Origin of the sequence: Actinomadura sp. BRA 177 (assembly GCF_013372625.1) — a bacterium.
Lineage (GTDB): Bacteria > Actinomycetota > Actinomycetes > Streptosporangiales > Streptosporangiaceae > Spirillospora.
On sequence record NZ_JABXFD010000667.1, the window covers coordinates 1 to 24,184 of the forward strand.

The following is a 24,184-nucleotide window of genomic DNA, read 5'->3' on the forward strand; positions in this document are numbered from 1 at the left end:
CAACCCGCACCGCCCCGACAAGCCGCGCCCGATCCTGGAGGCGCCCGAATACCGAACGTCCCGCCTCAGGCGCCACACGACCCTGATGGCCACCGTGCCCTCTGCCGGTCGTGAGGGTGACGGTTATGGCGGTTATGGCGGTGATGGTCAGGGCGGCGAAGCCGCCGATGGCGGCGGGGAGGAGGGTGCGGACCAGGCGGCGGGTGCCGCCGGGCTCGTGGGCGCGGGCGGCGGCCGCGACCACCCAGGGCAGGGCCGCGTAGCCGAGGAGGAGCGCCCACTGGCCGAGCAGGAGCCGCTCGGCGACGAACGGGTTCCAGGCGTAGCAGACCCCGGCGGCGAGGCGCGGCAGCATGCGGCGGGACGGCACCAGCGACGCCGCCGACGTGCACGCCATGACGAAGATCGCCAGCAGGACGAGCTTCTGCACGACGTCCGCCGGGATTATGTGCGCGAGCGCTGTGACGAACGCGTCGCTCGGGACGTGCCGGGGCACGATCCCGGTCAGCCCGAACGTCAGGTCCGTGAACGACGGGCCGGGCACGAACACCATGTCGTACGACAGCACGAAGCCGGGCGCGAGCCCCGGCCCGAGTGCCGCAAGCCCGAGCCCCAGCCCGGTCAGTGCGGCCACCAGGTGCCGCGTCCGCTCCCCCATCGAGCCTGGACGCTACCCGACCGGCTCGGGGTCTCGGGGCAGCCCGAGGATGCGCTCGCCGATCACGTTCAGGTTGACCTCGGTGGTGCCGCCGCCGATGCTCATGGCGCGGGACGCGAGGAGGTACCGGGTCCAGCGGGCGCGCAGGTCGTCCTTCCAGCCGCCGGTCAGCGCGCCCTCCTCACCGAGCAGCGTGAACCCGAACTCGGTGACCTGCTGGCCGTGCTCCATCGCCACCAGTTTCCGGACGTTCGCCGTCGCGCCCGGGTCGGTGCCCGAGAGCTGCTTCAGCGTGGCGCGGAGGCCGAGCAGGTTGAACGAGTGCTCGTCGCAGGCGAGGCGGCCGAGGCCGTCCCGGACGACGGGGTCCGCGTCCAAGCCGAGGTCGGCGGCGAGGTCGAGCAGCTTGGGCAGGTCGCCGCCGAGCTGGAAGCTGCTGGTCAGGCCGACGCGCTCGTTGGCGAGGGTGGTGCGGGCGACGCGCCAGCCCGAGTTGACGGGGCCGACGACGAGGTCGTCCGGGACGAACACGCCGTCCAGGAACACCTCATTGAACACGGCGTCGCCGGTGCATTCGCGCAGCGGCCGGATCTCGACGCCGGGCGATTTCATGTCGACGAGGAAGTAGGTGATGCCGTCGTGTTTGGGCCGGTCCGGGTCGGTGCGGGCGATGCAGATGCCCCACTGGGAGTCGCGGGCGAGGGACGTCCAGATCTTCTGCCCGGTGATCGTCCAGCCGCCCTCGGTGCGCTCGGCGCGGGTGCGCAGCCCGGCGAGGTCGGAGCCGGCGCCCGGCTCGGAGAACAGCTGGCACCAGATGATCTCGCCGCGCAGCGTCGGCGGCAGGAACCGCTCCTGCTGCTCCGCCGTCCCGTACTGCACCAGCGACGGGACGACCCACGCCGCGATCATCAGCGGCACCGGGCGCACCTGCGCCGCCTTCAGCTCCTGCTGGATGACGATCTGCTCCAGCGGCCCGGCGCCCCGCCCCCACGGCTTCGGCAAGTGCGGCGTCACCCAGCCGCCGTCCGCCATCGCCGCCCGCTGATCGAGCGGCTCCATCGCGGCCAGCTCGGCGACGCGGGCGCGGATCTCCTCGCGGACCGGTTCGGCGTCCTCGTCCAGCTCGACGCTCATCGGCCGCCGGACGCCCCGCACCGCGAGCGCGGCGACGTCTGCCCGGTGCGTACTGGCCCGTCCCAGGAGCGCGCGGAGCGTCAGGGCTCGCCGGTAGATGAGGTGGGCATCGTGCTCGTAGGTGTAGCCGATGCCTCCATGGATCTGGATGTTGCCCTCAGCGCAGGTAACCGCAGCGTCCGCTGCGAGCGCGGCGGCGACTCCGACCGCGTAGGCACGCTGCTCCTCAGGTTCGGTCAGCGCGCGCGCCGCGTCCCATACGGCGGCCCTGGCGCGCTCGACGGCGATGAGCATCCGGGAGCATTTGTGCTTGATGCCTTGGAACTGGCCGATCGGACGTCCGAACTGCTCACGGAGCTTGGCGTAGGCCACGCCGTCGTCCAAGGCTCGTCCCGCCACGCCGCATGCCTCGGCCCCCAGCAGGACGACGGCGAGGGCTTGCGCGTCCACCCCGTCCAGGAAGCGTTCGACGGTCACGCCGTCGACGGTTACCGACCCCACAGGACGCGTGACGTCGAGCGACTCCAGTGCCCCTACGGTGACGTCCTCCTTGTTGAGGACGACCCAGCGGTCACCGGCCGGAAGCACGAACACGTCCGCGAGCGGAGCACCCAACACAGGCTGGACCGTGCCCGAGACCGTTGAGCCGTCGACGTCAAGACTGCCTGACAGCGCCACCGCCGCGGTTCGTGAACCGTCCGCCAAGCCGGAAACATCGGCCCCGCACGCGTGCAGGACCGCGGACGCCAGGACGGTCGGCGTGTACGGGCCCGGAGCGAGCACGCGGCCGAGTTCCTCCAGCGCGACGGCCTGCTCCAGGATCCCGAAGCCCTGCCCGCCGGCGTCCTCGGGCAGGTGCAGGCCGGGGAGGCCCTGGGCGGCGAGCGCGGGCCAGAACCCGGCGTCCGCCTCCCGCGCCGCTCGCGCCGGGATGTTCCGCTCCGCGAACCCGCGCACCGACGCCGCCAGCGCCTCGTGCTCCTCGGTCAACCCGATCGCCATGGCCACACCTTTCCTCGGACGTGGCCACAGCCTATTAGAACGTCATTCGGTCTGTCAGGACGCGATCTTCAGGTGGGTGAAGAACTCGTTGACGTCCGGCCAGTGCTTCTTGTGCGTGTTCGGCATCGACGCGAACACCACCGCCGGGGTCTTCCGGCCGGTGTCGATCACCGCGGTGGCGACGATCTCGCCGGTCGCCTTCACCCCGGACCGCTGGTAGGTCAGGTAGGACGCGATCAGCCAGCCCTTGTGCCCGTCCACGGTCAGCGCCTGCGACGCCAGCGGCGCCGTCTTGTGCGGGAACGCGTAGTACTGCGCCTCCTGCCCCTGCGCGACCAGGGCGGCGACGTTCTTCACGCTGCCCGGCCCCGCGTAGGCGCCCTGCATGCCCGGGTGCAGCGTGCCGGTGAGCAGCTGGCCGTACCAGAGCTGCTGCGCGTGCCGCTCCGTCACCAGGATCTGCTGCCCGGACCATCCCGACGTGCCCAGCTTGTTCTGCTTCGTCGGCACCTGCCAGGGCGCCGCGAGCCGCGGATACGCCAGCCCGGAGTAGGTGTCCTTCACCATGCCGAGCATCCGGCTCGGCGTCCCGGCGAACCTCGCGAGCGGCTTGTCCGGCGGCAGCCGCACCTTCGCCGCCGCCTCGGACTGCTCCGCCGCGGCCCGCTTGTCGGCGTTGCCGGCGGGCTCCGCGGGCTCGTCGCCGCCGCCCCTGGTGAGGTAGACGGCACCGGCCGCGATCAGCGCGACCACCAGCAGCCCGACACCGCCGACCAGCACCAGCCGGGACCGGCCGCCCGTGTCGTCCAGGACGTCCCGGGACGGCTTCGGCGACCCGCCGAGCTTGGCGTCGGCGGACTCCTCGTCCGCCATCCAGTCCGGCATCTGCCAGTTGCCGCTGCTCGGCTTGCCCGGCTTCGCCGGCTGCCCCGACCCGGTCGGGACGGCCGGAACGTAGTTGGAGTCGCCCGGGCCGTCGTCGAAGAGCGACCCCTCCCACTGGGGCTGCTCGTCCTCCGAGACGGGCGCCTCCTCGGCGGACGCCTCGTCGCGGACGGGCGCGACCCTGACGTCGTCGGCGTCGCGGTCGTCGGACTCCTGGGCCGGGGCCTGCTCGACCCGGCCCCACACGTCGTGCGACCCTGCGTCCTCGCCGGGGTCGGCGGGATCGGTCGGCGCGGACATGAACACCTCGGGAAGCTCGGACTCGGGGGACACCGCCTGCGGACCGGCCGGGCCGCCGGCGCCGGGCCCCTCCCGGAACCCGTCCCGCGGCTCGCTCTCGCTCATATCGGTCCAGCGCACACCGCGCTCCCCCTGATCGGACATGCGGCACACGTTACGCGAAGATCAGGACTGGACATCCCGCGCGTAATCACGCTCAGGACACATCTTCTTATCGCCTCAGTGATGCCTTGCCATACCGCCGTCACCCGTTGTGACCAGCGGGTCGTCTGCCAGGCGCTCCCTGGCCATCAGCGTGGCCCCGGCCACCGCACCCGGCATGGCGAGCACCGCGCCCAGCGGAATGAGGAACACCACAAAAGTCGTCGCGCCGAACCCGACCACCAGCGGCCGGTCGCCCCGCATCCGCGCGAACCGCTCCTTGCGCAGGATGCCGCGCCGCTCCAGCGCGACCGAGGTCAGCTCACCGGCCAGGAAGTAGCCCGACACCAGCGCCGCCACCACCGGGACGACCGTCTGCCCCACCACCGGCAGGAACCCGCACGCGAAGAACACGACCGCGAACCCCAATGCGATGACCCCGATGATCACCGTGTCCTTGATCGCCCGCCCGATCTGGACGAGCAGCGGGACGTCCGGCTCCGGCGGCGCGCCGCCCTGCGACTCCTCCACCCGGACCGCGATGGCCTCGTAGAAGGGATCCCCGACCAGCAGCGTCACCGCAGTAAAGGTGATCACCGCCACGAACAGGGCGGACCCGTAGATCGCGATGCCGGCGACGACCCGCGCGGACGTCCGGGCCGCGTCCGACCAGCCGTCGGCGAACCCCGTCACCCACCCGGCCAGACCGTCGATCTCGAACGCCAGGAAGATGAGCGCCGCCGCGTACACGGTCAGCACGATCAGCGCCGGGATCAGCCCGAACAGCCACTGCACCGGATGCCGCGCCATCCACCCGATGCCGCGCACCAGATAGCCGGCGCCGCTGAACAGATCCTTGAACCCGGACGGCTTCGGGGCCTTCGCGGGCACCTGCGGGACATGCGGTTGGCTCACGCACCCAGACCCTATACGCGCAATCCGCTATCAGCAGGAGCACATGCGTCGGCGGGGCGCCCTGGCGGAACAGGACGTCGCCCGCACGGAGCCGCCGCCGCGTGCCCGCCGCAGGCGAGCGACTCCGGCTTCCCTGGCCCCTGGCACCGGACTAGAACGGGTTCTAGTATCTGGGCATGAGGTTCACCTACGCCGAGGCCATGACCGACCCGTCGTACTACGTGCCGCTGGCCAAGGCGGCCGAGGACGCGGGCTACACGAGCATGTCGATCGCCGACTCGCTGGTCTATCCGAAGGAGTCCGACTCGACCTACCCCTACACCGCGGACGGCAACCGGGAGTTCCTGGAGGACAAGCCGTTCATCGAGACGTTCACCCTCATCGCGGCCCTCGGCGCGGTGACCACGAAACTTCGCTTCACGCCGTTCGTCCTCAAGCTCCCGATCCGGCCGCCCGTGCTGGTCGCGAAGCAGGCGACGTCCATCGCGTGCATGACCGGCGGGCGGCTCGGCCTGGGCGTGGGCCTCAGCCCGTGGCCGGACGACTTCCAGGTCATGGGCGTCCCGTGGGAGCGGCGCGGAAAGCGGATGGACGAGGCGATCGACATCCTGCGCGGGCTCAGTACCGGGGAGTACTTCGAGTTCCACGGGGAGCACTTCGACATCCCGGCGATCAAGATGACGCCCGCGGGCCGCTTCCCGATCCTCGTCGGCGGGCACAGCGAGCCGGCGCTGCGCCGGGCCGTCGTGCGCGGGGACGGCTGGATGCACGCGGGCGGCGACGACCTGGACGCGCTCCTGGCCAGGCTGAACGAGATCCGGAAGGAGGAGGGCAAGGCCGATGATCCATTCGAGGTCCACGTGATCTCGATGGACGCCTACACGCCCGACGGGGTCAAGCGGCTGGCGGACAAGGGCGTCACCGACGTGATCGTCGGCTTCCGGATGCCCTACGCCGAGGGCCCCGACACCCAGCCCCTGGCCAAGAAGATCGAGCACCTCGAACGCTTCGCCGAGACGGTCATCGGGAAGGTGAACCCGTGAAACAAGAACACGTTACAGACGCGATCGCCTGGCACGCCTCCGAGGCCGACCACCCGGCCCGCCGCGCCGGCCGCGCCTCCATGGCGGCCGTCATCGAGGGTCGCAAGGACGACTGGCTGGCCCTCTTCGCCCCCGACGCCCTGATCGAAGACCCCGTGGGACCGTCCTTCCTCGACCCCTCGGGCAACGGCCACCGGGGCCGCGACGGCATCACCGCCTTCTGGGACAACTTCATCTCCACGATCGCCGGCTTCCGCTTCGCCGTCGCCGACTCCTTCGCCAACGGCGACTGCTGCGCCAACGTCGCCACGATCACCACCACGATGGGCGACGGCTCGACCATGACGATCGACTGCGTCCTCATCTACCGGGTGGACGAGAACGGCAAGATCACGTCCCTGCGGGCCCACTGGGAACCCGACCGGGCCATGGCGACCGTCACCAAGCCCTGATCACGGACGGGCGTCATCCGGCGGCGCCAGGAGCGACTGGGCGATCGTTTGCTTCAGCCGGAGCATCGCCATCGACTCGCCCACGAACCCTTGGACGGCCTGCAGGAACTGCTGCAAACCGCCCGAATAGTCGAGGCATGTCCGGACGATCGCGAACAGGTCGGCGCGCGCCTCCGGCGACCGCGGGACGGCCCCGGCGATCTCCATCGACAGCGCCGCGACCACCTGGTCACGGCCGCGCTCGGCGCGCAGGCGGGGGATCTCCAGCAGGCCGTCCACGACGCGGAACAGGTCGGCCACCGGCACGTCCGCGGGGTACGCCTCGAACCCGGCGGCCTCGGGCACCTGCTCCGTGGGCACCGCGGGCACCCTGCCCGCCGGACGGACGGGCCGCCCCCCGGGCACCATGACCCACGCGTCGTCGGAGGTCTCCTTCACCTTCACCTTGACCTGGTAATAGTCGCCCGGATCGACCAGGCCCCGGCCCTGGCTCACCACGTCGTCGTACACCCGCCGCGACACGATCAGCGCGATCCCGGTCTCGGCCGCGGCCACCGCCTCCTTCAGCGGCGCCGCGTCCAGCAGCCGGAACGCGTGCGTCAGCGCCGTGCTGACGATGCCGCGCCCGTCCGACTCGGCTTCACCTGTGTTGACCGCCACCCGCAGGCGCATCCGCGTGGCCTCGTTCGCCGCCGCATTGTGATGCCGCACTTCCGCGCGCAGCCGGTCGAGCACCGCCGTCAGCAGCAGCTCCGTCCGCACGTCCGGCGGCAGGACGACCATGACCCCGTCCCCGCGATCCTCGTGGTAGCACTCGTCCAGCCGCAGCCCGGCCCCCGCCAGACTCCGGTCGAGCCCGTCGTACATCGCCTTCCGCACCCGCACACGCACCGGATCGACACGCGACGCGTCATTGAAGCTCGCGATGTCGCACACAAGGAACGAACACATTCCCCCAGGCCGCCATCCTCCCGGCGCCGGGCGCACGGTCTCCGTCACAGGCACCTCACCGCTGGTCGCCACCGATCCCACTCTGCAACCCTCAACCGCCCCCGACAAGAAAAATGCGTCAACCATCACACTCCGCCCATGCCACCGCACAACCCTGGCGCCGCGGCTCCCTCGCCATGGCCCCCTCCGCACCCCTCGCGAGCTGGACTTCTCGGTCTCTCGGAGGGAGCGGCGTTGAGCTCCCACCTGCGGCTCGTCCTCGAAGAACAGCGTGGTCCTCGCCATGCCCTGGCCGGATTCGACAACAACGTGCAGCTTCGGCCGCCCAAGGGCAACGACCGGGTGGGGCGTCGCAAAAAATTCGGCGGCGCGTCTTTCGCGGTTCGACGTGCATGCGGACGTCCGATCCGTATGATCGTCGCGTCGCGACTAGGCGTACGCCCCTGAGCCCGCAGAGGGAGCGCGACGCATTTCCGATCAATGGGACAAGAGGGGGAGACGGCCGTGCCGGACACTCATGGCAGCACATCAGAGTCGAGCGACCCCAGGGATTCCTTCCCCCTCCCTCTTCTCACCCGCCACGAACTGGACGCCTCGGAACTGCGCGGGGGAACGGTTCTGAGCTCGGCCATGCACCGTGTCCGCGAAGAACTCCGCAGCCCACAGCCTGTCGGGGCGGGATTCGACAACAAGATGTAGCTTCAGCCGCCAAAGAACAATGGCCCGGCGGAGCGACACGAAAGAACACCGCGCGTCTATTGTGGGTCAGGACGCGTGCGGGCGTCGGGTTCATACGATCGCCGCGTCGCGGCTAGGCTGCCGCCCCTGAGGCCACAGAGGAAGCAGCGACGCGATTCACTGTACGAGACAGGGAGACGGCCATGCCCGACACTCATGGCTGCGCATCAGAATCCAACAACCGTGCCGCCTCCTGCCAGCCCCTTCTCACCCCCCGCGAGCTGCACGTCTCCGAACCGTCCGAGGGGACGGTCCTGAGCTCCGCCCTCCGGCGCGCCCGTGCAGAACTGCTCCACCCGCATGCCGTCCGGGCCAGATTCACCAACCACGTCTGATGTCCGTCGAATGGCCGTTTCACGGGCTCAACATTCCTGCGCTGACGGCCGGCGGATGGCGCCCCATGCCGTTCTCGGAGTTCGTCCTCAAGATTCACGGCCGCTGCAACCTGGCCTGCGACTACTGCTACGTCTATGAAAGCGCGGACCAGTCGTGGCGGACGCGGCCGGGTGCGATGCCGACCAGGGTACTCACCGCCACGGCCGAGAGAATTGCCGAGCATGCCCGGGAACACGCGCTCGCCAACGTGGCGATCGTCCTCCATGGGGGCGAGCCGCTGCTGGCGGGAAAGACGGCCATCTCCGAAGCCGTCGGCCGCTTCCGTGCGGCCATGCCGCCCTCCTGTGACGTCGAGCTGAGCACCCAGACGAACGGCGTGCTCCTCACCGACGTGATGCTGGCGATGCTGGACGAGCACGATGTGGGCGTATCGGTCAGCCTCGACGGCGACCGCGACGGGCACGACCGGCACCGGCTCCGCGCCAACGGGCGCGGTAGTCACGCCGACGTCATGCGCGGGCTGAACCGGCTCGCGGGCTCACATCGGCGGCTCTACCGGGGTCTCCTCTGCACCGTGGACCTCGACAACGATCCGATCCGGACGTACGAGGCCCTCCTGGAGACGGGTCCACCGCGCATCGACTTCCTGCTTCCGCACGGAACCTGGTCGGCCCCACCCCCACGCCGCCCCGTGGACGGCGGCGGCACTCCGTATGCCGACTGGCTCATCGCGGTGTTCGACCGCTGGTACCACGCACCGCGCAAGGAAACCGGTGTCCGGATGTTCGAAGAGATCATCAATGTGCTGCTCGGCGGGCAGAGCCAGAGCGAGAACGTCGGGCTGTCACCGGTCGCCATGCTCGTCGTCGACACCGATGGGACGCTCCAGCAGGTCGACTCGCTGAAGACCTCGTACGCCGGTGCGCCCGAGACGGGCCTCACCGTCTTCGATCACCGCTTCGACGACGCGCTGCTGCATCCGGGCGTGGTCGCGCGGCAGATCGGTCTCGCGGCGTTGTCGGCCACATGCACGACATGCGGGATCCGTGACGTCTGCGGCGGCGGCGCCTATGCGCACCGCTACCGGGAGGGCCACGGCTATCTCAACCCGTCGGTGTACTGCCCGGACCTGATGAAACTGATCGGCCACATCGAACGCACTGTCCAGCGCGATCTCGCACGCGCTCAGCCCGCGCAGAGCAACTGACCCGGCCGGCAGGCCTGCTTACAGAGCAGTGGGCTCGATGTCGCATTCGAGCATTTCGCCGCGTTCGGCGGCGCGTACCTCCGGGTGATCACGGCCGAGCGTTCGCGCCAGCGAGGCCAGGGCCGGGGCTGTGTCCCGTGCGTCACCGCCCATGGCGACGCGAGCCCGCCCCAGATTCAATGCGACGGCGAGGGAGTACGGATGCCGCTCGCCGAGCGCGCCGATCATCTTGCCCCGCACGTCGGACAGCAGCCGGACGGCGGCCTCCAACTCACCGAGCAGGTAGTAGTCGTTGGCCAGCCCCACCGTGGCGCACAACGCGTAGTAATGGTCCGGTCCGAGAGTGCCGGCTTCCAGGCTGGACAGCGCCGCCTGGTCGGCCTCCTGCGCGGCGTACACCTCCGCCTGCCGCCGCAGCACGACCGCTCTGTCGATGGCGCAGACGTGCACGAAGGGGTGCTCCTCCCCCATCGACATGCGATACCCGTCCAGCGCCTCGTCGATGAGCGGCAGCGCCTGGTCGGGGTGCCCGAGCGCGCAGGTGGCGAGCGCCAGGCAGACCCTGCTGGCCAGCGTGTTCGGATGGTGCTCACCGAACCTGCGGACATGGGCGGCGAACGTCTCGGTGGCCAGGCGGTGCGCCTCCTGGAACCGCCCGAGCTTCCGCAGCGTGCCCGCATGGTTCATCTTGGCCTGCAGGACGAGCGAATGCCCGGGACCGAGAACCGGCCGCAGGTTGTCCAGGCTCTCCGTCTGCAGGGCGCAGGCCTGCTCGTACTGCCCGAGCTCGTGCAGGTCTCGCGCCAGGTGGTGAGTGGTGCGGAACCACTGCCGGTAGGCCTGGCCAGGCCCGTTCTGCCGGTGCCAGACCTCCTGGTCGATGTCGTAGGCCTCCTGGAATCTGCCCAGGATCCGCAGGTCGACGGCCAGATTGGTGGCGGCGAGCTGAGTGTCGGACGCACCCTCCCCGTACAGCTGGCGCATGCGGCGCGAAGCGTCGAGGTCGACCTCGTGAGCCCTGCGGAAGTCGCCGACGAAGCGCAGGTCGGCGCTGAATCCCCCGGCGGCGAAGAGCGTCTGCATGTGATCGGCGCCGAATTTCCTGCGCGTCCGCGTGAGGTTCTCCTCGCTGAGCTCGGCGGCCGCCCTGTTGTCGCCCAGCCCGCGCAGCGCGTTCGCGAGGACGCGGGAGATGTCGAGAACGTTTTCATCGTCCGAGCCGTACCGCTCCAGCCACCGGTCCAGGGCGATCTCCGCCAGCCGCCGGCTGCCTTCGAAGTCCCCCGATTTGTAGAGGTACTGCGCTTGGTCGATGCCCACGTTGCGGATGTTCGAGCTGTCCGCGTCGAAGACGCCGGACGGGACCACGTGCGGGGTGATCTCGGACCGGAGTTCCCAGGTCGACTCCACCTCCGGTTCCTCTCCCGGGGTGGCCGCGGCCAGGATCGCGTGAACATGCTCCCGGACGCGGTGCCGCCCGTCCTCGCCGAGCCGGTCGTTGAGGATGGCCCGGACGAGGCGATGGATCTGGAGTGTCGCCGACTCCTCATCGAAGCGGGCGAGGGAGAACCGGGCGATCGCTCGCATCGCGTCCCGCAGCCGCGTCTCGTCGGCCAGCAGCCCCGCCAGCCGGGCGGGCAGCGCGGCCGACGCGCCGGCGGCCAGCAGCTTGCAGGACACCGGCTCGGGGCCGAAGACGGCCCACAGTTCCAGCAGCGGCCAGGCGACGGGGTCCTCCTCCTGGAGGAGATCGACGTTCAGGCTCACACCGGCCGCCAGCGACTCCGGGAAATCGTCGCCGGACGAGGCCGCCGAGGCGATATCGGTCAGGCGCCTATCGAACAACCGCAGGTAGTCCTCTACCGTGCCGTCGGTGACGGCCTGCCATGCCGCGGCCTGGAGGACCGCCAGGGGAAGGTCGCCCACGCGTTCGGAGAGCATGTCGGCCTCGTCCTCGGACAGGCGCGGCACCAGGCGCCGGAGCAGGGCGATGCTCTCCGTCCGTTCGAAGACGCCGACGTCCACCACGGAAGTGTGCCACTCCCAGCTGCGGTCGCGTGAGGTCACCAGAACGTGGCGGCCCGGCCCGAGACCCTGCCCGGAGACGTCGAGTGCCGACGGGGTCAGCGGGACGACCTGGTCCGGGTCCTGCGCGTTGTCGTAGATCAGCAGCCAGCGGTCGTAGGGCCGGCCGGCCCGCAGCGCACGCAGGACGCCGTCAACGGTCTCCTTGATGTCGTCGCTCATCGGCATGCCGAGCTGCCGTGCCAGCAGGGCGAGCGCTGCGCGGACCGACGTCGTCTGCTCGGCCGGAATCCACCACACCAGGTCGTAATCGTCGGCGTGGCGATAGGCGTACTCGACCGCGAGATTGGACTTGCCCTCTCCTCCCAGACCGAACTCCGAGTGCGGCAGGAGTGCCGCCGCGCCTTCGCGCAACGCCGCCCGGACCTCGGTGAGAAGCCGGTCACGTCCGACGAAATCCGGATTGCGGCCCGGCAGCCATCGGCGTGGCAACGGTGCGGGCTCGTCGCTCGCGGTCGCCTCCCGCATCGTGGCGCGGCCGGCGTCCCCGTCCGCGATGTCCGCGTCCGGGACCGCCTCGAGCACGGGCTCGCCGCTGGTCAGCTGTTTCGCCATCTGGCGGTAAGGCCCGCCGAGGCCGACCAGCGCCTGCGCCGCGACCTGCGCGAAAGGCAGGTCGGGCGGCAGTGGCGTCTCCCCGCGGCTCACCGCCGCGAGCAGTGCCGGAAAGTCCAGTGACGAGCCGATGCGCTCGCGGACGACGCCCCACACCGCGCGCAGCACCTGGTGCACCTCGCGTCTGCGCAGCCCCTGCAGCAGGATCTCCCGGACCCCGTCGTGGAACTCGTAGGCGATCTCCTCCTCGCCGCCGCCGGACGGACGGACGGCCATCCGCAGCAGGCCGCTGAGAAAGACCTCGGCCAGATCGGCCGACGTGGAGGTCGGCAGCATGGCCTGCTGGACCAGGCGCATGACCGGCAGCCGCAACGGGGCCGCCGCGAGGAACGTGGCGAGCTTGAACGCCGCCGGCGATGACGCGGCCCTGAACTGCTTCACCCGCATTTCCGCCGAAACGGCGTCCGGCTCGGCGGGCGGCGGGTGCGCCATCGGCCGGCCGGTGAACAGAGCGGCCCCCATCACGTTCCGGCCGCCGCGCGCCACCAGGCCCGCCCACGACCGCAGCCAGCGCTCGCTCAGCTCGACCACCGGGATCGCGATGCCCTGCGGCCGGGAGCCGGGCAGTTGCAGCGCCGCCCGCGTGACGGTGAGCCGTTCGTTGGCCACCGCTGGAGCCGACGCGCCGAACCGGACCGGCTCGATCGCCGCCGCGGTCCGCCACCACAGCCGCTGCGGCAGGGGCTGGACGATCGCGACGGTGCCGGCGCGGCCCCACCGGTCGAGCAGCGCGGCGGACCGGCCGTCCTGCCAGGCCGCGCCGATGCAGTCGCTGACGACCAGGATGAGGCGCCGGCGCGTCGGATCGACCAGCTCGTCGGGATCGCGCTCGGCGCCGACCCCGAAGGCCGAACCGGTGCGCAGCGACAGCCGGTGCGCACCGGTGTCCAGGTACCAGGTCCGCATGTCGCGGAACGCGCCGAGTTGCTGCAGCAGCAGCCTCAGCTCGTCGACCGTCTGCCGCCACACGACCATCGACGGGCCGACGTCCACGACGAGGGCCAGATCGTGCCGCCGCTCCTGCGCCGGCACCATGACGGTCTCGAAGACCCCGGTCTCGGCGATGCGCTGCGCGGTCGCGGTCTCGTCGAGCCGCTCGCGGGTCAGCGACGGCACGGTCGTGCGCAGCGGGCGCAGGGCGCGGGACAGCGGCAAGGGCTGCGAGATGGCCGGCATGGCGGGCATCCGGACGGGAAGCGCGGTCGCCGGCACGTCCTGCCCGGTCAGGTAGAGTCCCGCCTCCGCCGGGCGCGGCGGCGGAGGCTCGCGCTCGGAGACCTCGGGAGGCTCTGGCGGAGGGGTCGGCGGAAGTACCGGGCCAGGAGACCCGCCCTCGCCCGGTTCTCCGGAACCGTCCGTCGCCAGATGCGTGGGGCCCTCATTCGTCCGGAACCAGTCGGCGAGCCACAGCGCGTCAGCGACCTCCTCCGCCGTGGGCTGTGGGTCGAGCGCCTGCAGGGCCTCGACGAGCTGCCGGATCATCCCGCGCCGGGCCGCTCGATGGGACGGAGCACGGCGTCGAGAATCTCCTGCAGCTTGGCCTCGGGCGGCCTGCTTCCGGACGTCGCGAGGTAGACGGCGTTGAGGAGCTGGTCTGTGGCCAGCGCCCCGTCCGATCGGCGCGCGAGGAACTCTTCGATGAGCCCGTCGCTCACGGAACGGGCGTCCGCGCCGAGATGCGCCTCGATGATCTCCGCGAGCCGGTCCCGGTCCGGCGGCTCGATCACCAGCCGGACGCACCGGCGCAGGAACGCGGGCGGGAACTCGCGCTCACCGTTGCTGGTGATGATGACGATGGGGAAGTTTCCGCAGCGCACCTCGCCGCGGTCGATCGGGACCCGCGCGCCGCCGTCGGCGGTCATCACGTGGATGCGCGACTGCTCCTCCGGCAGCCGCTGCAGCTCCAGGATGTTGAATCGGCCCTCCTCGAAGACGTTGAGCAGGTCGTTCGGCAGGTCGATGTTGCTCTTGTCCAGCTCGTCGATGAGCAGGACGCGGGGCTGGTCGCCGGGCAGGAGCGCCGTACCGAGCGGGCCGAGCCGGATATAGCGGCCGATGTCCGGCGGCTCGGCCGTGTCCTCCCGCCCGCCCGCGCCGCGCAGGCTGGTCTCGTGCAGCCGGCCGATCGCGTCGTAGTCGTAGAGGCCGGTCTGCAGCGTCGTGTTGCTCGTGATCGACCAGTACAGGACGGAGCCGAGCCCGAGTTCGTAGGCGACGTTGTAGGCCAGAGTGGACTTGCCCGATCCCGGCTTGCCCATCACCAGCAGCGGGCGCCGCAGCAGGACGGCCGCGTTGACCCGGTCGACCACCGATTCGTCCGGCCGGTAGGAGATCGCCTGCTGCAACTCCCGCTGCCAGCGTCCCCCGGCCGCGTCCGCCTGGCTGAACCGGCGCCATGGCGGAGGCGGCGGGAGCCTCCGCACCCGGTCGTGCGGACTGCTGTCGCCCCGGTAGATACGCCAGTCGCCGTTGAGGCCGCTGGTCTCTGGTTCTGTCATCGCGGACGCCTTCCGGGAGGGTGCTATGCGGGGGGCCGGAGCCGCACGTACGGCTCGGGAATGCGGTCGGCATCGTCGAACACGAGCGTCAGATGCAGGCCCAAATGCCCGGATCCGGCGCCCTCCGGGCCGCCGGAAAGCGCCTGCCTGCGAAGGTCCATCGTGCGGCGCGGCAGCTTCAGCACGTCCGCGGCCAGGAGGCCTTTGACCTCCCTGGCGAACTGCGCGGGGTCGCGGCCGTCCCGGCACCACGCGACGACGGGGATGCCGGCGACCAGGCCGACCCAGTGCTCGTCCGGCTCGTCGTCGTCCGCCCGGCTCCAGGGCGGGAACGCCAGCGCGAGGACGGCCGTGGACGCTCCGGCAAGCTTGGAGTAGAGCTCCTCTTTGTCGCATTCGCCGGGCCGGGCCAGCAGGCAGACCGGGGCATCGATCGAGTGCCCGGACAGCCAGTCCCACTTGCGCCGCCAGTCGTGGTGGACGGCGGCCTCGCGCATCCGGTCGAGGCTGCGCACGACCACCGGATACCGGATGCCGATGCGGTGCTCGACCCTGGCAATGTTGATCTTGAACTGCTCGACCGGCTGGTCCAGCAGGGCGCGCGGCAGGATGAACTCGATCGTGAGATCGGGACTGGGCCGTCCGATCACGGAGCTCTCCGAGGTCAGCAGCCGTTCGAGGAGTTCGGGGATCCGGCTCAGCGGTAACGCCTCGTCGCTGCACTGCAGCGTGCTGCCGGGTTCGCGGCCCACCTGGAGCCACGCGGTGACCAGATAGCGGTCCGCCTCCAGCGCGTCCGGCGCGCACTCGATGACCAGGTAGTTCTCGGACGGCTCCGGCTCGCCCCGCGTCACCTCCGGGGACCGGTCTCCAAGGAAGACGGCGCCGTTCAGCCCCTGCGCCTCCACCTGGCGGCGCACCCAGTCACGGAAGGGCGCCGCGGTCGGATAACCGGCGTACTCAGCCAAATCGCTCACGAACAGCAGCAGCGGCGGCGTGGCGTCCCGTCCCGCGGGCATCTCCTCCAAGAGGGCGACGACGTCATGCAGACTGCGGACCTCCCGGTCGAGCTGCGGCCAGGCCGGTCCGACCGCCCGCCGGTAGAGCATCGGGAACCTGCCGAGATGCGACAGGCCGGGGTCCGTCCGCTCCAGCGAAGTGATCAGCTCATGGAGTTCGCGCCGCTCGGTCTGATCGAGCCACGGCTCGGGAAGCAGCTCTGCGACGACCTCGCCAAGCGCCCGCACCGGCAGGCTGGTCGGATAGAACGTCTGCAGAATCCGCACGAGGGCATGCGCCGCGCCCGGATAGTTGAGCAGGGCGTCGACGAGCGCCCACACGTCGAGCATTTCCTTGTCGTGGTGCACGTAGTCCAGCCGGTGCCCGAGATCCCGCTCCAACGCCTGCACATGGACGGAACGCTCCCGCTGGACGCTCATCGCGTCGATACGACGGATCGCCTCGACGAGCCGATGCTGATCATCGACATTCAGCGACGTGATCAAACGTTCCGCCTCCGCCCCGCCCGCGTGTGCGACGGATGGTCGCCTACCGACCGCTCGGTGGACGCCCGAAAACCGAGCGACACACTATGACGCACGAGCCGTCGATTACTGCGTCCTAGGACACACTTCGCACAGGATCTCGCGGCCGGCCCTGCGCGGCCACCCCACAGCCGAAGCCGGTCAACGGCGCCCGGCGGGCGCCGAACAGCTCACCGGAGCTTTTCTCGGGGTCTCCGCTTCCCCGAGCAGCGCGGGATCCGTGTCCTTCGAAGGCCCGGCCATCACTCGCCGTGCGGCCCCTGCCATCCTCTGGCACTCCGCCTCGGTCACTTTCCGCATCCGCCCGGAGACATCGACGAGAAAGCCGCGGAGGTCGCTGAAATAGAAAACCATGAGCATCATCGGAATCGCGGCGAACATGACTCCAACGAGAAGACCGGTCCCATGAATGCCGAGCAACCGGATGATCCAGCCGCCGCTGAACGCGCCCAGCGCCACCGCCCCGACACTCAAGAAGCGAGTGATACCGATTATCCTGCCGAACTGCCCGTTAGGAAAGGTCTCGGCCTGGTGTGCCCTGAGCGCGACGTTGATATACACGCCGACAACGCTGCACAATCCCCACATGGCCAGTCCGACCACCGGATTCTGCTGGAGAGTTGCCACGAAGACCAAGGGTATCCAGACCACTACGCAGAGGAACACCGACACGACGGAAGGCGCTCTCCGGCGAATGAGCCAGGGCGACACCACCGCGCCCGCAACCCCTCCGATGCCAGAACAAGAGAGCATCAGGCCGACCAGGTAACTAGGAATTCCCTGCCGCTCGGCCAGATAGATCTGCAGCAGCACGATGACCTGGAAAAGAAAGTTCGTCAGTACGCAGACTGCGAGCACCGCGCGCGAGAAGGAATCCTGAGCGAGCTTCTTCAGCACGTCCCTGAGCGTCGGGACGGGGATCTGCGTACCGCCGTCTCCAGCGGCCGACGGCGCCTCTCCCGCACCGGCGACCGGTCGGTCGGACCGCTGGTCACGGAACATCGTCCGGCGTCCGGATAGGCGGCACAACGCAACTTTCAGGCGCTGCCAAAATCCGCGGCGCCCCGGCAGTCCGATGATGAGCAAGCCGAGCAGCGGGAACAGCGAGGTGCACGCTGCCACGATCCAGGGTGCCAACGCGTTGACCGTGAGCAATGCTCCGCCAAGTGGGCGGCCAAGGACCATCGACGCATTGAGTTTGGCCTCATTGCTTCCGATCGCCGCTTTCAAGGACCTCGTCGGAACAAGGTTCGGAACCGTGGCGATCTCCGCCACCTCATAGAAGACCGTACAAGAAGCATCGACCAGCGCCATGACGATCAGGATGGCGGCCGAGTCGCACCACGCCAGGGATAAACAGGTGATCACTGCGAAGACCACCCGCACCGTCTGGCTCCACCACATCACCCGGCGGCGATCGAATCGATCGACCAGCAGTCCCGCCGGCACATGGAGCAGGAGTTCGGGCAGCGCACTTGCGGCGGTGACGCAGCCCGCCAGCACCGGAGATCCAGTGAGGGACAGGGCCAGCAGCGGGCCGGCGGCCGCCACGCTCATCGAGCCGAGCTGCGAGACCGCCGAGGCGCCGGAGATGATGGCGAAATTCCGACGTCGGACCGACACTTTCCCCAACGACCGGCTCAGCAAGCCGCCGGGGCGGGTGCCGGGGATCGATGGAGCAGCGGGCACGGATTGCACTTCCTAACATATGCGTAAATCTGTGCCCATTTAGCCGTCAAACAGACATCGGGCCCCATCCGGTCAAAAGATGGATAAACCAGACAAACGTGCGCCTTGATATCAGCATAGGCAGCGGCCTTCAAGAGAGATTTATAGCACCTTCACCGCATGCCCAGAATTGATTCAAAAATTCAGACCGCGAAGTCCTTAGTGGACCTGGCGGCTCTAGTAAGATCCGGTGGCTTACGACTGTTCTGAGCTCACTCCGATACGTGATCGTCGGGTAGCCGGAAGCGATCACCGACGGTCGGCGGCGTGTCCGCTCATCCAGCAGAGAACCTTACGAAACCCACCGATAGGTGGTTCATCACAACTGATCAACCGATCCCGGTCATGGCACGCCGTGCGCTGAGCGCTTCGCGGTTGCTGCTGTCACGGCCAAGGACGTCTTCGAACACCGCGCGGGCGGCACGCGTCCGCCCGGCCCGCAAGAGCGCCTGGCCGAGGGCGGTCTGGATCGACAGCTCGTGCGGCAGCCGGCTCGCGGCTGCCCGAAGGTGGCGCACCGCAGCGCCAGGTTCGCTCGGCAGCAGCACGCGGCCGATTCCGGTCAGCAGCCAGCCGACCGCCGCGTTGTCCGGAACAGCCTCAAAGGTCGCTGCGGCCTCCAGATAGTGGCGGACCGCCGTCTCGGCGTCCCTCCGCTCGTACGCGATATCGCCGAGGAAGGCCTTCGTGTCGGCGAGCACCCTGAGATCTCCCGCTCCGCATGTTCTGGCGGCCGCCTCCGCATGGCGGCGCGCAAGTTCCAGATCGCCGTCCGCCAGCGCCCGCCGTGCCTGGTAAAGCCGCGCCACTGGTCCCGGCCGGCGGACGGGGACCGCGCTTTCACCAAGTTGCCGCACGGGTTCGATGAGTCTGGGGTGCTGCAACTCGTAGTACCGGTCTCCCCCTCGGACGCGGGCCCGGATGAGATGGGCGTCCTGCGCGGCCTCGACAACGGCTTCGGACACGTCCTCGCATGAACGGGCGGCGAGGACGCCGGCGCGTCCCTGCGGCCCGCCGAACACGGTACGGAACCAAGCGAAGACGGTCGCCACCGGAAGGCTCTGGTCAGCGGCGATCGTGGCGAGGCTGCGCGCGCAGTAATCCTTCAGCACACGGTTCGCCTCGGTGCGCAGACGTTCCTCGGCGATCTCGGTGTCGCCGGACAGGTCCTCCCACAGGCGTGCGCAAACCAGTTGCAGCAGTGCGGGCTCCACCCGCGCCGTTCGCTGGACGCGACCCGCCGTCCGTACGGTCCGAATCTCCCGTACCAGCGCGTTGGCGATGGCCCCGGCAGAAACTCCGGCGTGCTCCAGTGGCTCTTCAACGGCCGCCCGGGCCGTTTCCGGTGTCATTGGCCCGAGCGAATAGGCGGCGGGCCGCGCCTGGCCGAGCCGGGCCGCGAGATCCACCGCCCGGTCAACCTCGTCCTCACGCACGACGAGCAGCAGATGCAGGTCAGAGATCTCCTCCATGGCCACCGCCAGCTCGTCCAGAAAGTCCCGGCGGTGCTGTTCGTGCCGACCGGACGTGCGCAGCAGCGCTTCCGCCCCATCGATGGCCCCGAGCATCGGAAGACAGCGGCCGAACCGGTCGCTCTGGCGGTGCTTCCGCAAGAAGACACCGACCGGCACCTCGGTCACGAGAAACATGCAGCCGTGTACCCGCTGCCCCCTCGTAGGCGGACTTCAGCGAGTCGACCTGCTCGATCTCACCGTTCGTCTCCACCACGGCCACGGCCACCGGGGACAGCCCGACGGCCTCGCTGGCCGACATCCGCCCGAACAGCAGCCGGATGATCTCGCTGAACAACCGGATGCGCACGTCCGCGGCCTCCACGGCGTACCAGCGGTCGAAAATCTCGATGAGCCAGTCCCCGTAGGGCGTCGACTCGTCCGGTGGACGTCCCGGAGGAGGCGCGTCCCAGTTCCCGTGCGGCAGCAGGAAGTCCACCTCGGGCGGCCCAAAGGCCAGCAGCGACTCATAGGTGACGATCGGGTCGTTGCGCAGCTCGACCGTACTCAGCAGACCACCGAACAGATGCCGGTACCGCAGATCGGTGAGCCGCTCGATCCCGTCCCGCACCGCACGGTAACTACCGCGCCCATCGGCACGCCGCCGGTGCCGGTCATGCCCCTCCTCGTCGCCGTCCACGCTCACGCCCACCGTGACGTCGTACTCGGCGAACAGGTCCAGGAACAACTCGTCGAGTAGGACGCCGTTGGTCTGCACACTGAAACCGACACGCACATCCGGCCCGCAATCGGCCAAGATGACCTCGATCGCATGCCGCAAGTGCTCGGCACCCGCCAGCAGCGGCTCCCCGCCATGCAGGACGACCTCGACCTCGGATAACAGGTTCATCCGGGCATGCTCGGCGATGCGCTGCGCCGTCCACTCGATGACCTGCCGTGACATGCGCCGCGGCTGCTTCCGCCAGCCCTGGTCGGCCATCTCGTACATGTAGCAGTAGTCGCACGCGAGGTTGCACCGGCTGTGCACCTTGAGGATGAAGTCGCGGATCGGCGTAGGCCGCCACCCGCCCTCCAGAAGACCGCGTACGTCCAAGGCGTCCGGCCACTCCGCGCTGCGGACGCCCACCAGCCGACCTCCCACCGAGATCAACGACACGGAGATACTTTGCAGTGATATGTCTGTTTTGCAAGATCAATAAACATGGTCAGCCGTGCGGGCCCACCGCTCATGGTCCCGCCACACCCCGTCGATCTTGATGAACCCCGGCGAGATCCCCTCCTTGCGGAACCCGAGCCGCCGAACCAGCCGCAGGGACGCCGAATTCCCCGGCTGAATGTCCGCCTCGACCCGATGCAACCCCAACTCCCCGAAGGCATACGCGACCGCGAGCCCGACCCCTTCGCCCACGTATCCCCGTCCCGCGTAAGGCAGAAAGGCCGCATACCCGAGCATGCCGCGCTGATAGCACCCGCGGACGATCCCGTTGACATTGACGGTCCCGACGAGATCCCCGCCCTCCCGCAGGCAGATCACCATCCCCACCGCCGCAACCTGGTCAAACCGCCCAAGATACGCCGCGAACTCCCCCGCCGACCTTGGCAACCCAACCCAGGGCCGATGAAACGCGACACTCTCCCTGGCCAGCTCAACGAACCGCGCCTCATCCTCCGCCCGCACCCGCCGCACCGAGACCCGCTCTCCCACCCCCAAAGCCAACCTCACCCACCAAAATCTACGCCAACCCACCCCACGCACACCCATCAGAAGCCAAGCAGCACAGACGACACGACAAGCAAAGCCCGCGCAAAACCCAAACCATCACCCCAGATGCGCGAACCTCGACTCCCCACATCCAGACCACCGCTCTAACACAACTGATTCAACGACCCTCGTCGCGAGCCAAGGGCATGATGCTCGCGGCAGACGTGGGAACGGAGCCTCCACACCGCCGGCAAACACGACAAAGCGGCGACCTGCACGAGATGCAGACCGCCGCTGTAGGCAAAGGTGCCCTAACCACGCGCCCCGGGCAAGGTGAGCAACAAGCTCAGCCAGCAGAGGTGTGGGGGCGGAGCTCCCACACCCGGGGGTCTGGGGGGCGCCCCCAGAAAACAGGACGGAACGACACGGCGAAGGCGGCCGCGCAGCGGGCGCCGAGCACACGTCGTTCAGAGTGGAGGTGGCGGGAATCGAACCCGCGTCGTCATATACGGCCTAGTTGACCACCGTCGACATTCGTTGGGCGTACCCCTCTGACCAGCATTTGATGGCCGCTGCATGGTTGGCCGTCGTTGATCGTCGTGGGCTGTTTTCGCGAATAAAGTGGACGTGCGACCTGGGGCAGCATCGCCGCCCTGCCCTGCCTCCACGGTCGGCAGGGCGCCCTGGAATGGCGTGTCCCAGCCGCGGAAGCATCCTGGGTGCGCGGGATCGAGCAGTCCTCGCAGTTCAGCAGCTTGATCACACCAGAACCGTCCCCGGCGTGAGGATAGTTCCGCGGTCGGGGTCGCAGGTCGAACGTGCTCCGGTCGGCCCCGCGCACGCAGACGTGGTTCGGCGACCGGTGGACGCCACCGGACGGTCCCCTGAAGGCCTGCACATGATCGTCGGCAGACCCTGTTGGCTCGTTGTCTGTTCGGCGGTTCCGGAGCACGGCGGCGCCTACACGACAGCGGACGACACGGAGACGGCCCCCGAATGTGGACGGAGCGGTGCGGAACTGTCCTGGTACCAGAGTTCCGGACTTTCAATCCGTTGGTTCTGGCTTTGAGTTTCACGCGGCCCACTTGCGGAAGGCCGGGGCTTCCTTGGCACCAGTGCTGCAGCGGCTTCGCGCGACCTCTGGGAGGACGCTGGTGTGGGTGTCGGCGGTGATGGTGAGCGAGGAGCCTGGCCTGTGCCCGCGTCGGGTCGCAGTCCTCGACCTTCCGGTAGGTGATCAGGAAGTGGGTCTTGCCGGTTCCGCTGGGCCGGAGATGACGCAGTTCTCGCGGCGGCCGCGGCCCACTCCAGGGACGCGGACGACTTCGACGGGGCCCAACGACGGATGCGGAGTTGAGCAGGGTGACACTGCAGGTGGTTGACGTGGGCGGCGATCCGGTGGCGGGGGCGCCGCCGCCGACGGCCTGCCCTCGACGCTCACGCCTCGGGACTCACCGGACCCCGGCTTCTTCGGGAGGGAGGCGGCTTCTCACACGATCTCGGCACGGAGGTGTGCCGTTGCTCCGCCTCTCCCGGTTACGATGGCCAATGTGTAACGCTGTTTCAAACATCGGAACGCTTGGAGGCGTCGGGTGATCTACCTCGTCTACCGCATGAAGCTGAGCGAGCGGTCCCGCCGGAACCAGAAGGAGTTCTGGGCGTGGCTGGAGGACCGCGAGCGCTGGTTCTACCGTGATCTGCCCACGGTCAAGGAGGTGCGCTGGTTCTACAGCGTGATCGGCGACGTCTACACCATCGAGAACTGGGCGGCCTTCGAGGACGAGGCCGCGTGGGGCGCCTACCGCGCCGCGCTCGGCGGTCTGAAGGCCGACGCCGAGTGGGAGGGCGAGCGGGTCAGCCAGGACGACTGGTGGGAGTTCCTGGACACCAGGATCGTCACCGACCCGCCCGTGCCCGTCGGGCTGCGCCGGGACTGAGCCGGAGATCCCCGCCATGCCGCAGCAGGCCCGCGCCGCCGGGCGACCCCGCCAGTCGACCACGACGGTGGAGCGGGCGGCGGATGTACTGGTGCTGTTCACCGAGACGGAGACCCGGACGCTGGGCGTCACCGAGATCGCCGACGCGCTCGGGCTCTCCAAGCCCGCCGTCCACCGGATCCTCACCTCGCTGCGCAGCCGCCGGCTGGTCCAGGTCGAGGAGGAGACGCGCCGGTACGCGCTCGGGCTCAACGCGATGCGGCTCGGCCTGGCCTACCTGGGCCACATCGACGTCCGCCGGATGTCCGCGCCGCACCTGGTCCAGTTGTCGCGCGCCACGCGGGAGACCGCAACGCTGTCGTCCCGGGTCGGCGCGCAGCGGGTCTACGTCGACCAGGTGACACCGGACCGGGAGGTGATCATGTCGGTGTCGCTGGGCGTCCCGTTCCCGCTGCACGCCGGGGCGTCGTCGAAGGCGTTCCTGGCCTTCCTGCCGCAGCCGGACATCGAGACGTACCTGTCGGCCGACCATCTCAGCCGGCTCACCGACCGGACGGTCATCGACCCGGACGCCCTGCGGACGGAGCTGTCGGTCATCCGGAGCCGCGGCTACGCCCGTTCGTTCGCCGAACGCCAGTCCGGCGCGGCGTCCGTCGCCGCCCCCGTGTTCGATCACCACGGTGTTCCGGTCGCGGTGGTGAGCGTCTGCGGGCCCGTGGAGCGGTTCCGCAGCGAAGCGGACTCGTGCGCCGAGGCGCTGCTCACCGTGACGGGGCGAATCTCCGCTCTCATGGGCTACGCCGCCGAACCGGCCTGACGCCCCAGGGTCGCGCCCGCC

17 protein-coding genes and 1 pseudogene are annotated in these 24,184 nt (G+C 69.5%); 6 read left to right on the forward strand and 12 right to left on the reverse strand.

Annotation, left to right across the window (positions count from 1 at the left end; genetic code table 11):
* From HUX53_RS37060 to HUX53_RS37075, 4 genes and pseudogenes are all read right to left on the reverse strand, one after another.
* Positions 1-658, reverse strand: a pseudogene (locus tag HUX53_RS37060) (hypothetical protein); the annotation flags it as partial.
* 12 nt (positions 659-670) lie between these two features.
* Positions 671-2,797 (reverse strand): acyl-CoA dehydrogenase, encoded by a 2,127-nt coding sequence (locus HUX53_RS37065; protein ID WP_176407938.1) that lies wholly within the window; start codon positions 2,795-2,797, stop codon positions 671-673.
* Between the two features lie 54 nt (positions 2,798-2,851).
* Positions 2,852-4,126: a hypothetical protein gene (locus tag HUX53_RS37070; protein ID WP_176407939.1), complete on the reverse strand. Its 1,275-nt coding sequence runs from the start codon at positions 4,124-4,126 to the stop codon at positions 2,852-2,854.
* A gap of 75 nt (positions 4,127-4,201) precedes the next feature.
* Positions 4,202-5,038 carry an EI24 domain-containing protein gene (locus tag HUX53_RS37075; RefSeq protein WP_309237613.1) on the reverse strand — a complete coding sequence of 279 codons (837 nt, stop codon included), beginning with the start codon at positions 5,036-5,038 and terminating at the stop codon, positions 4,202-4,204.
* A gap of 176 nt (positions 5,039-5,214) precedes the next feature.
* On the opposite strand from HUX53_RS37075, the gene HUX53_RS37080 reads away from it, so the two are divergent.
* Positions 5,215-6,081 carry a TIGR03619 family F420-dependent LLM class oxidoreductase gene (locus HUX53_RS37080; RefSeq protein ID WP_176407940.1) on the forward strand — a complete coding sequence of 289 codons (867 nt, stop codon included), beginning with the start codon at positions 5,215-5,217 and terminating at the stop codon, positions 6,079-6,081.
* A complete protein-coding gene (locus tag HUX53_RS37085) occupies positions 6,078-6,533 on the forward strand; it encodes a nuclear transport factor 2 family protein (RefSeq protein ID WP_309237614.1) in 456 nt (151 codons plus the stop codon). The genes HUX53_RS37080 and HUX53_RS37085 overlap by 4 nt, the downstream gene beginning before the upstream one ends.
* On the opposite strand, the gene HUX53_RS37090 is transcribed toward HUX53_RS37085, so the two are convergent.
* The gene (locus HUX53_RS37090) at positions 6,534-7,484 is read right to left on the reverse strand and encodes a hypothetical protein (protein ID WP_176407941.1); all 951 of its coding nucleotides are present in this window, start codon (positions 7,482-7,484) and stop codon (positions 6,534-6,536) included.
* 881 nt (positions 7,485-8,365) lie between these two features.
* On the opposite strand from HUX53_RS37090, the gene HUX53_RS37095 reads away from it, so the two are divergent.
* Both HUX53_RS37095 and HUX53_RS37100 read left to right on the forward strand, forming a co-directional pair.
* Entirely contained in the window at positions 8,366-8,557 is a 192-nt protein-coding gene (locus HUX53_RS37095) for a hypothetical protein (protein ID WP_176407942.1), read from the forward strand.
* A 65-nt stretch (positions 8,558-8,622) separates the two neighbouring features.
* On the forward strand, positions 8,623-9,765 hold the full coding sequence (locus HUX53_RS37100; protein WP_255205995.1) for an FxsB family cyclophane-forming radical SAM/SPASM peptide maturase: 1,143 nt from the start codon (positions 8,623-8,625) through the stop codon (positions 9,763-9,765).
* Positions 9,766-9,783: 18 nt separating this feature from the next.
* Here the strand turns inward: HUX53_RS37100 and fxsT are convergent, their stop codons facing one another.
* The 7 genes from fxsT to HUX53_RS37130 form a co-directional block, all read right to left on the reverse strand.
* The gene (fxsT, locus tag HUX53_RS37105) at positions 9,784-13,947 is read right to left on the reverse strand and encodes an FxSxx-COOH system tetratricopeptide repeat protein (protein WP_176407944.1); all 4,164 of its coding nucleotides are present in this window, start codon (positions 13,945-13,947) and stop codon (positions 9,784-9,786) included.
* Positions 13,944-14,963, reverse strand: coding sequence for a MoxR family ATPase (locus HUX53_RS37110; protein WP_217920346.1), 1,020 nt, complete (start codon positions 14,961-14,963; stop codon positions 13,944-13,946). The genes fxsT and HUX53_RS37110 overlap by 4 nt, the downstream gene beginning before the upstream one ends.
* Before the next feature lie 23 nt (positions 14,964-14,986).
* Positions 14,987-16,468, reverse strand: a complete 1,482-nt coding sequence (locus tag HUX53_RS40415; RefSeq protein ID WP_217920347.1) for a hypothetical protein — start codon at positions 16,466-16,468, stop codon at positions 14,987-14,989.
* A gap of 180 nt (positions 16,469-16,648) precedes the next feature.
* Complete coding sequence (locus HUX53_RS37115) at positions 16,649-18,196, reverse strand: MFS transporter (protein ID WP_176407946.1); 1,548 nt, start codon at positions 18,194-18,196, stop codon at positions 16,649-16,651.
* 368 nt (positions 18,197-18,564) lie between these two features.
* Positions 18,565-19,803 (reverse strand): hypothetical protein, encoded by a 1,239-nt coding sequence (locus tag HUX53_RS37120; protein WP_176407947.1) that lies wholly within the window; start codon positions 19,801-19,803, stop codon positions 18,565-18,567.
* Positions 19,691-20,833, reverse strand: a complete 1,143-nt coding sequence (locus HUX53_RS37125) for an FxsB family cyclophane-forming radical SAM/SPASM peptide maturase (protein ID WP_309237615.1) — start codon at positions 20,831-20,833, stop codon at positions 19,691-19,693. The genes HUX53_RS37120 and HUX53_RS37125 overlap by 113 nt, the downstream gene beginning before the upstream one ends.
* Positions 20,834-20,899: 66 nt before the next feature.
* A complete protein-coding gene (locus tag HUX53_RS37130; RefSeq protein ID WP_309237616.1) occupies positions 20,900-21,430 on the reverse strand; it encodes a GNAT family protein in 531 nt (176 codons plus the stop codon).
* 1,571 nt (positions 21,431-23,001) lie between these two features.
* On the opposite strand from HUX53_RS37130, the gene HUX53_RS37135 reads away from it, so the two are divergent.
* Positions 23,002-23,346 (forward strand): hypothetical protein, encoded by a 345-nt coding sequence (locus HUX53_RS37135; protein ID WP_176407949.1) that lies wholly within the window; start codon positions 23,002-23,004, stop codon positions 23,344-23,346.
* A gap of 16 nt (positions 23,347-23,362) precedes the next feature.
* Positions 23,363-24,163 (forward strand): IclR family transcriptional regulator, encoded by an 801-nt coding sequence (locus HUX53_RS37140; protein ID WP_176407950.1) that lies wholly within the window; start codon positions 23,363-23,365, stop codon positions 24,161-24,163.
* Positions 24,164-24,184: the final 21 nt, after the last annotated feature.

Bases quoted from the DNA above. Each gene is read 5' to 3' on its own strand.
- HUX53_RS37140 (WP_176407950.1), top strand. From the start codon at position 23,363: ATGCCGCAGCAGGCCCGCGCCGCCGGGCGACCCCGCCAGTCGACCACG.
- HUX53_RS37070 (WP_176407939.1), bottom strand. From the start codon at position 4,126: ATGTCCGATCAGGGGGAGCGCGGTGTGCGCTGGACCGATATGAGCGAG.
- HUX53_RS37110 (WP_217920346.1), bottom strand. From the start codon at position 14,963: ATGACAGAACCAGAGACCAGCGGCCTCAACGGCGACTGGCGTATCTAC.
- fxsT (WP_176407944.1), bottom strand. From the start codon at position 13,947: ATGATCCGGCAGCTCGTCGAGGCCCTGCAGGCGCTCGACCCACAGCCC.
- HUX53_RS37080 (WP_176407940.1), top strand. From the start codon at position 5,215: ATGAGGTTCACCTACGCCGAGGCCATGACCGACCCGTCGTACTACGTG.
- HUX53_RS37120 (WP_176407947.1), bottom strand. From the start codon at position 19,803: ATGCTCGGGGCCATCGATGGGGCGGAAGCGCTGCTGCGCACGTCCGGT.
- HUX53_RS37095 (WP_176407942.1), top strand. From the start codon at position 8,366: ATGCCCGACACTCATGGCTGCGCATCAGAATCCAACAACCGTGCCGCC.
- HUX53_RS37065 (WP_176407938.1), bottom strand. From the start codon at position 2,797: ATGGCGATCGGGTTGACCGAGGAGCACGAGGCGCTGGCGGCGTCGGTG.
- HUX53_RS37100 (WP_255205995.1), top strand. From the start codon at position 8,623: ATGCCGTTCTCGGAGTTCGTCCTCAAGATTCACGGCCGCTGCAACCTG.
- HUX53_RS37090 (WP_176407941.1), bottom strand. From the start codon at position 7,484: ATGTGTTCGTTCCTTGTGTGCGACATCGCGAGCTTCAATGACGCGTCG.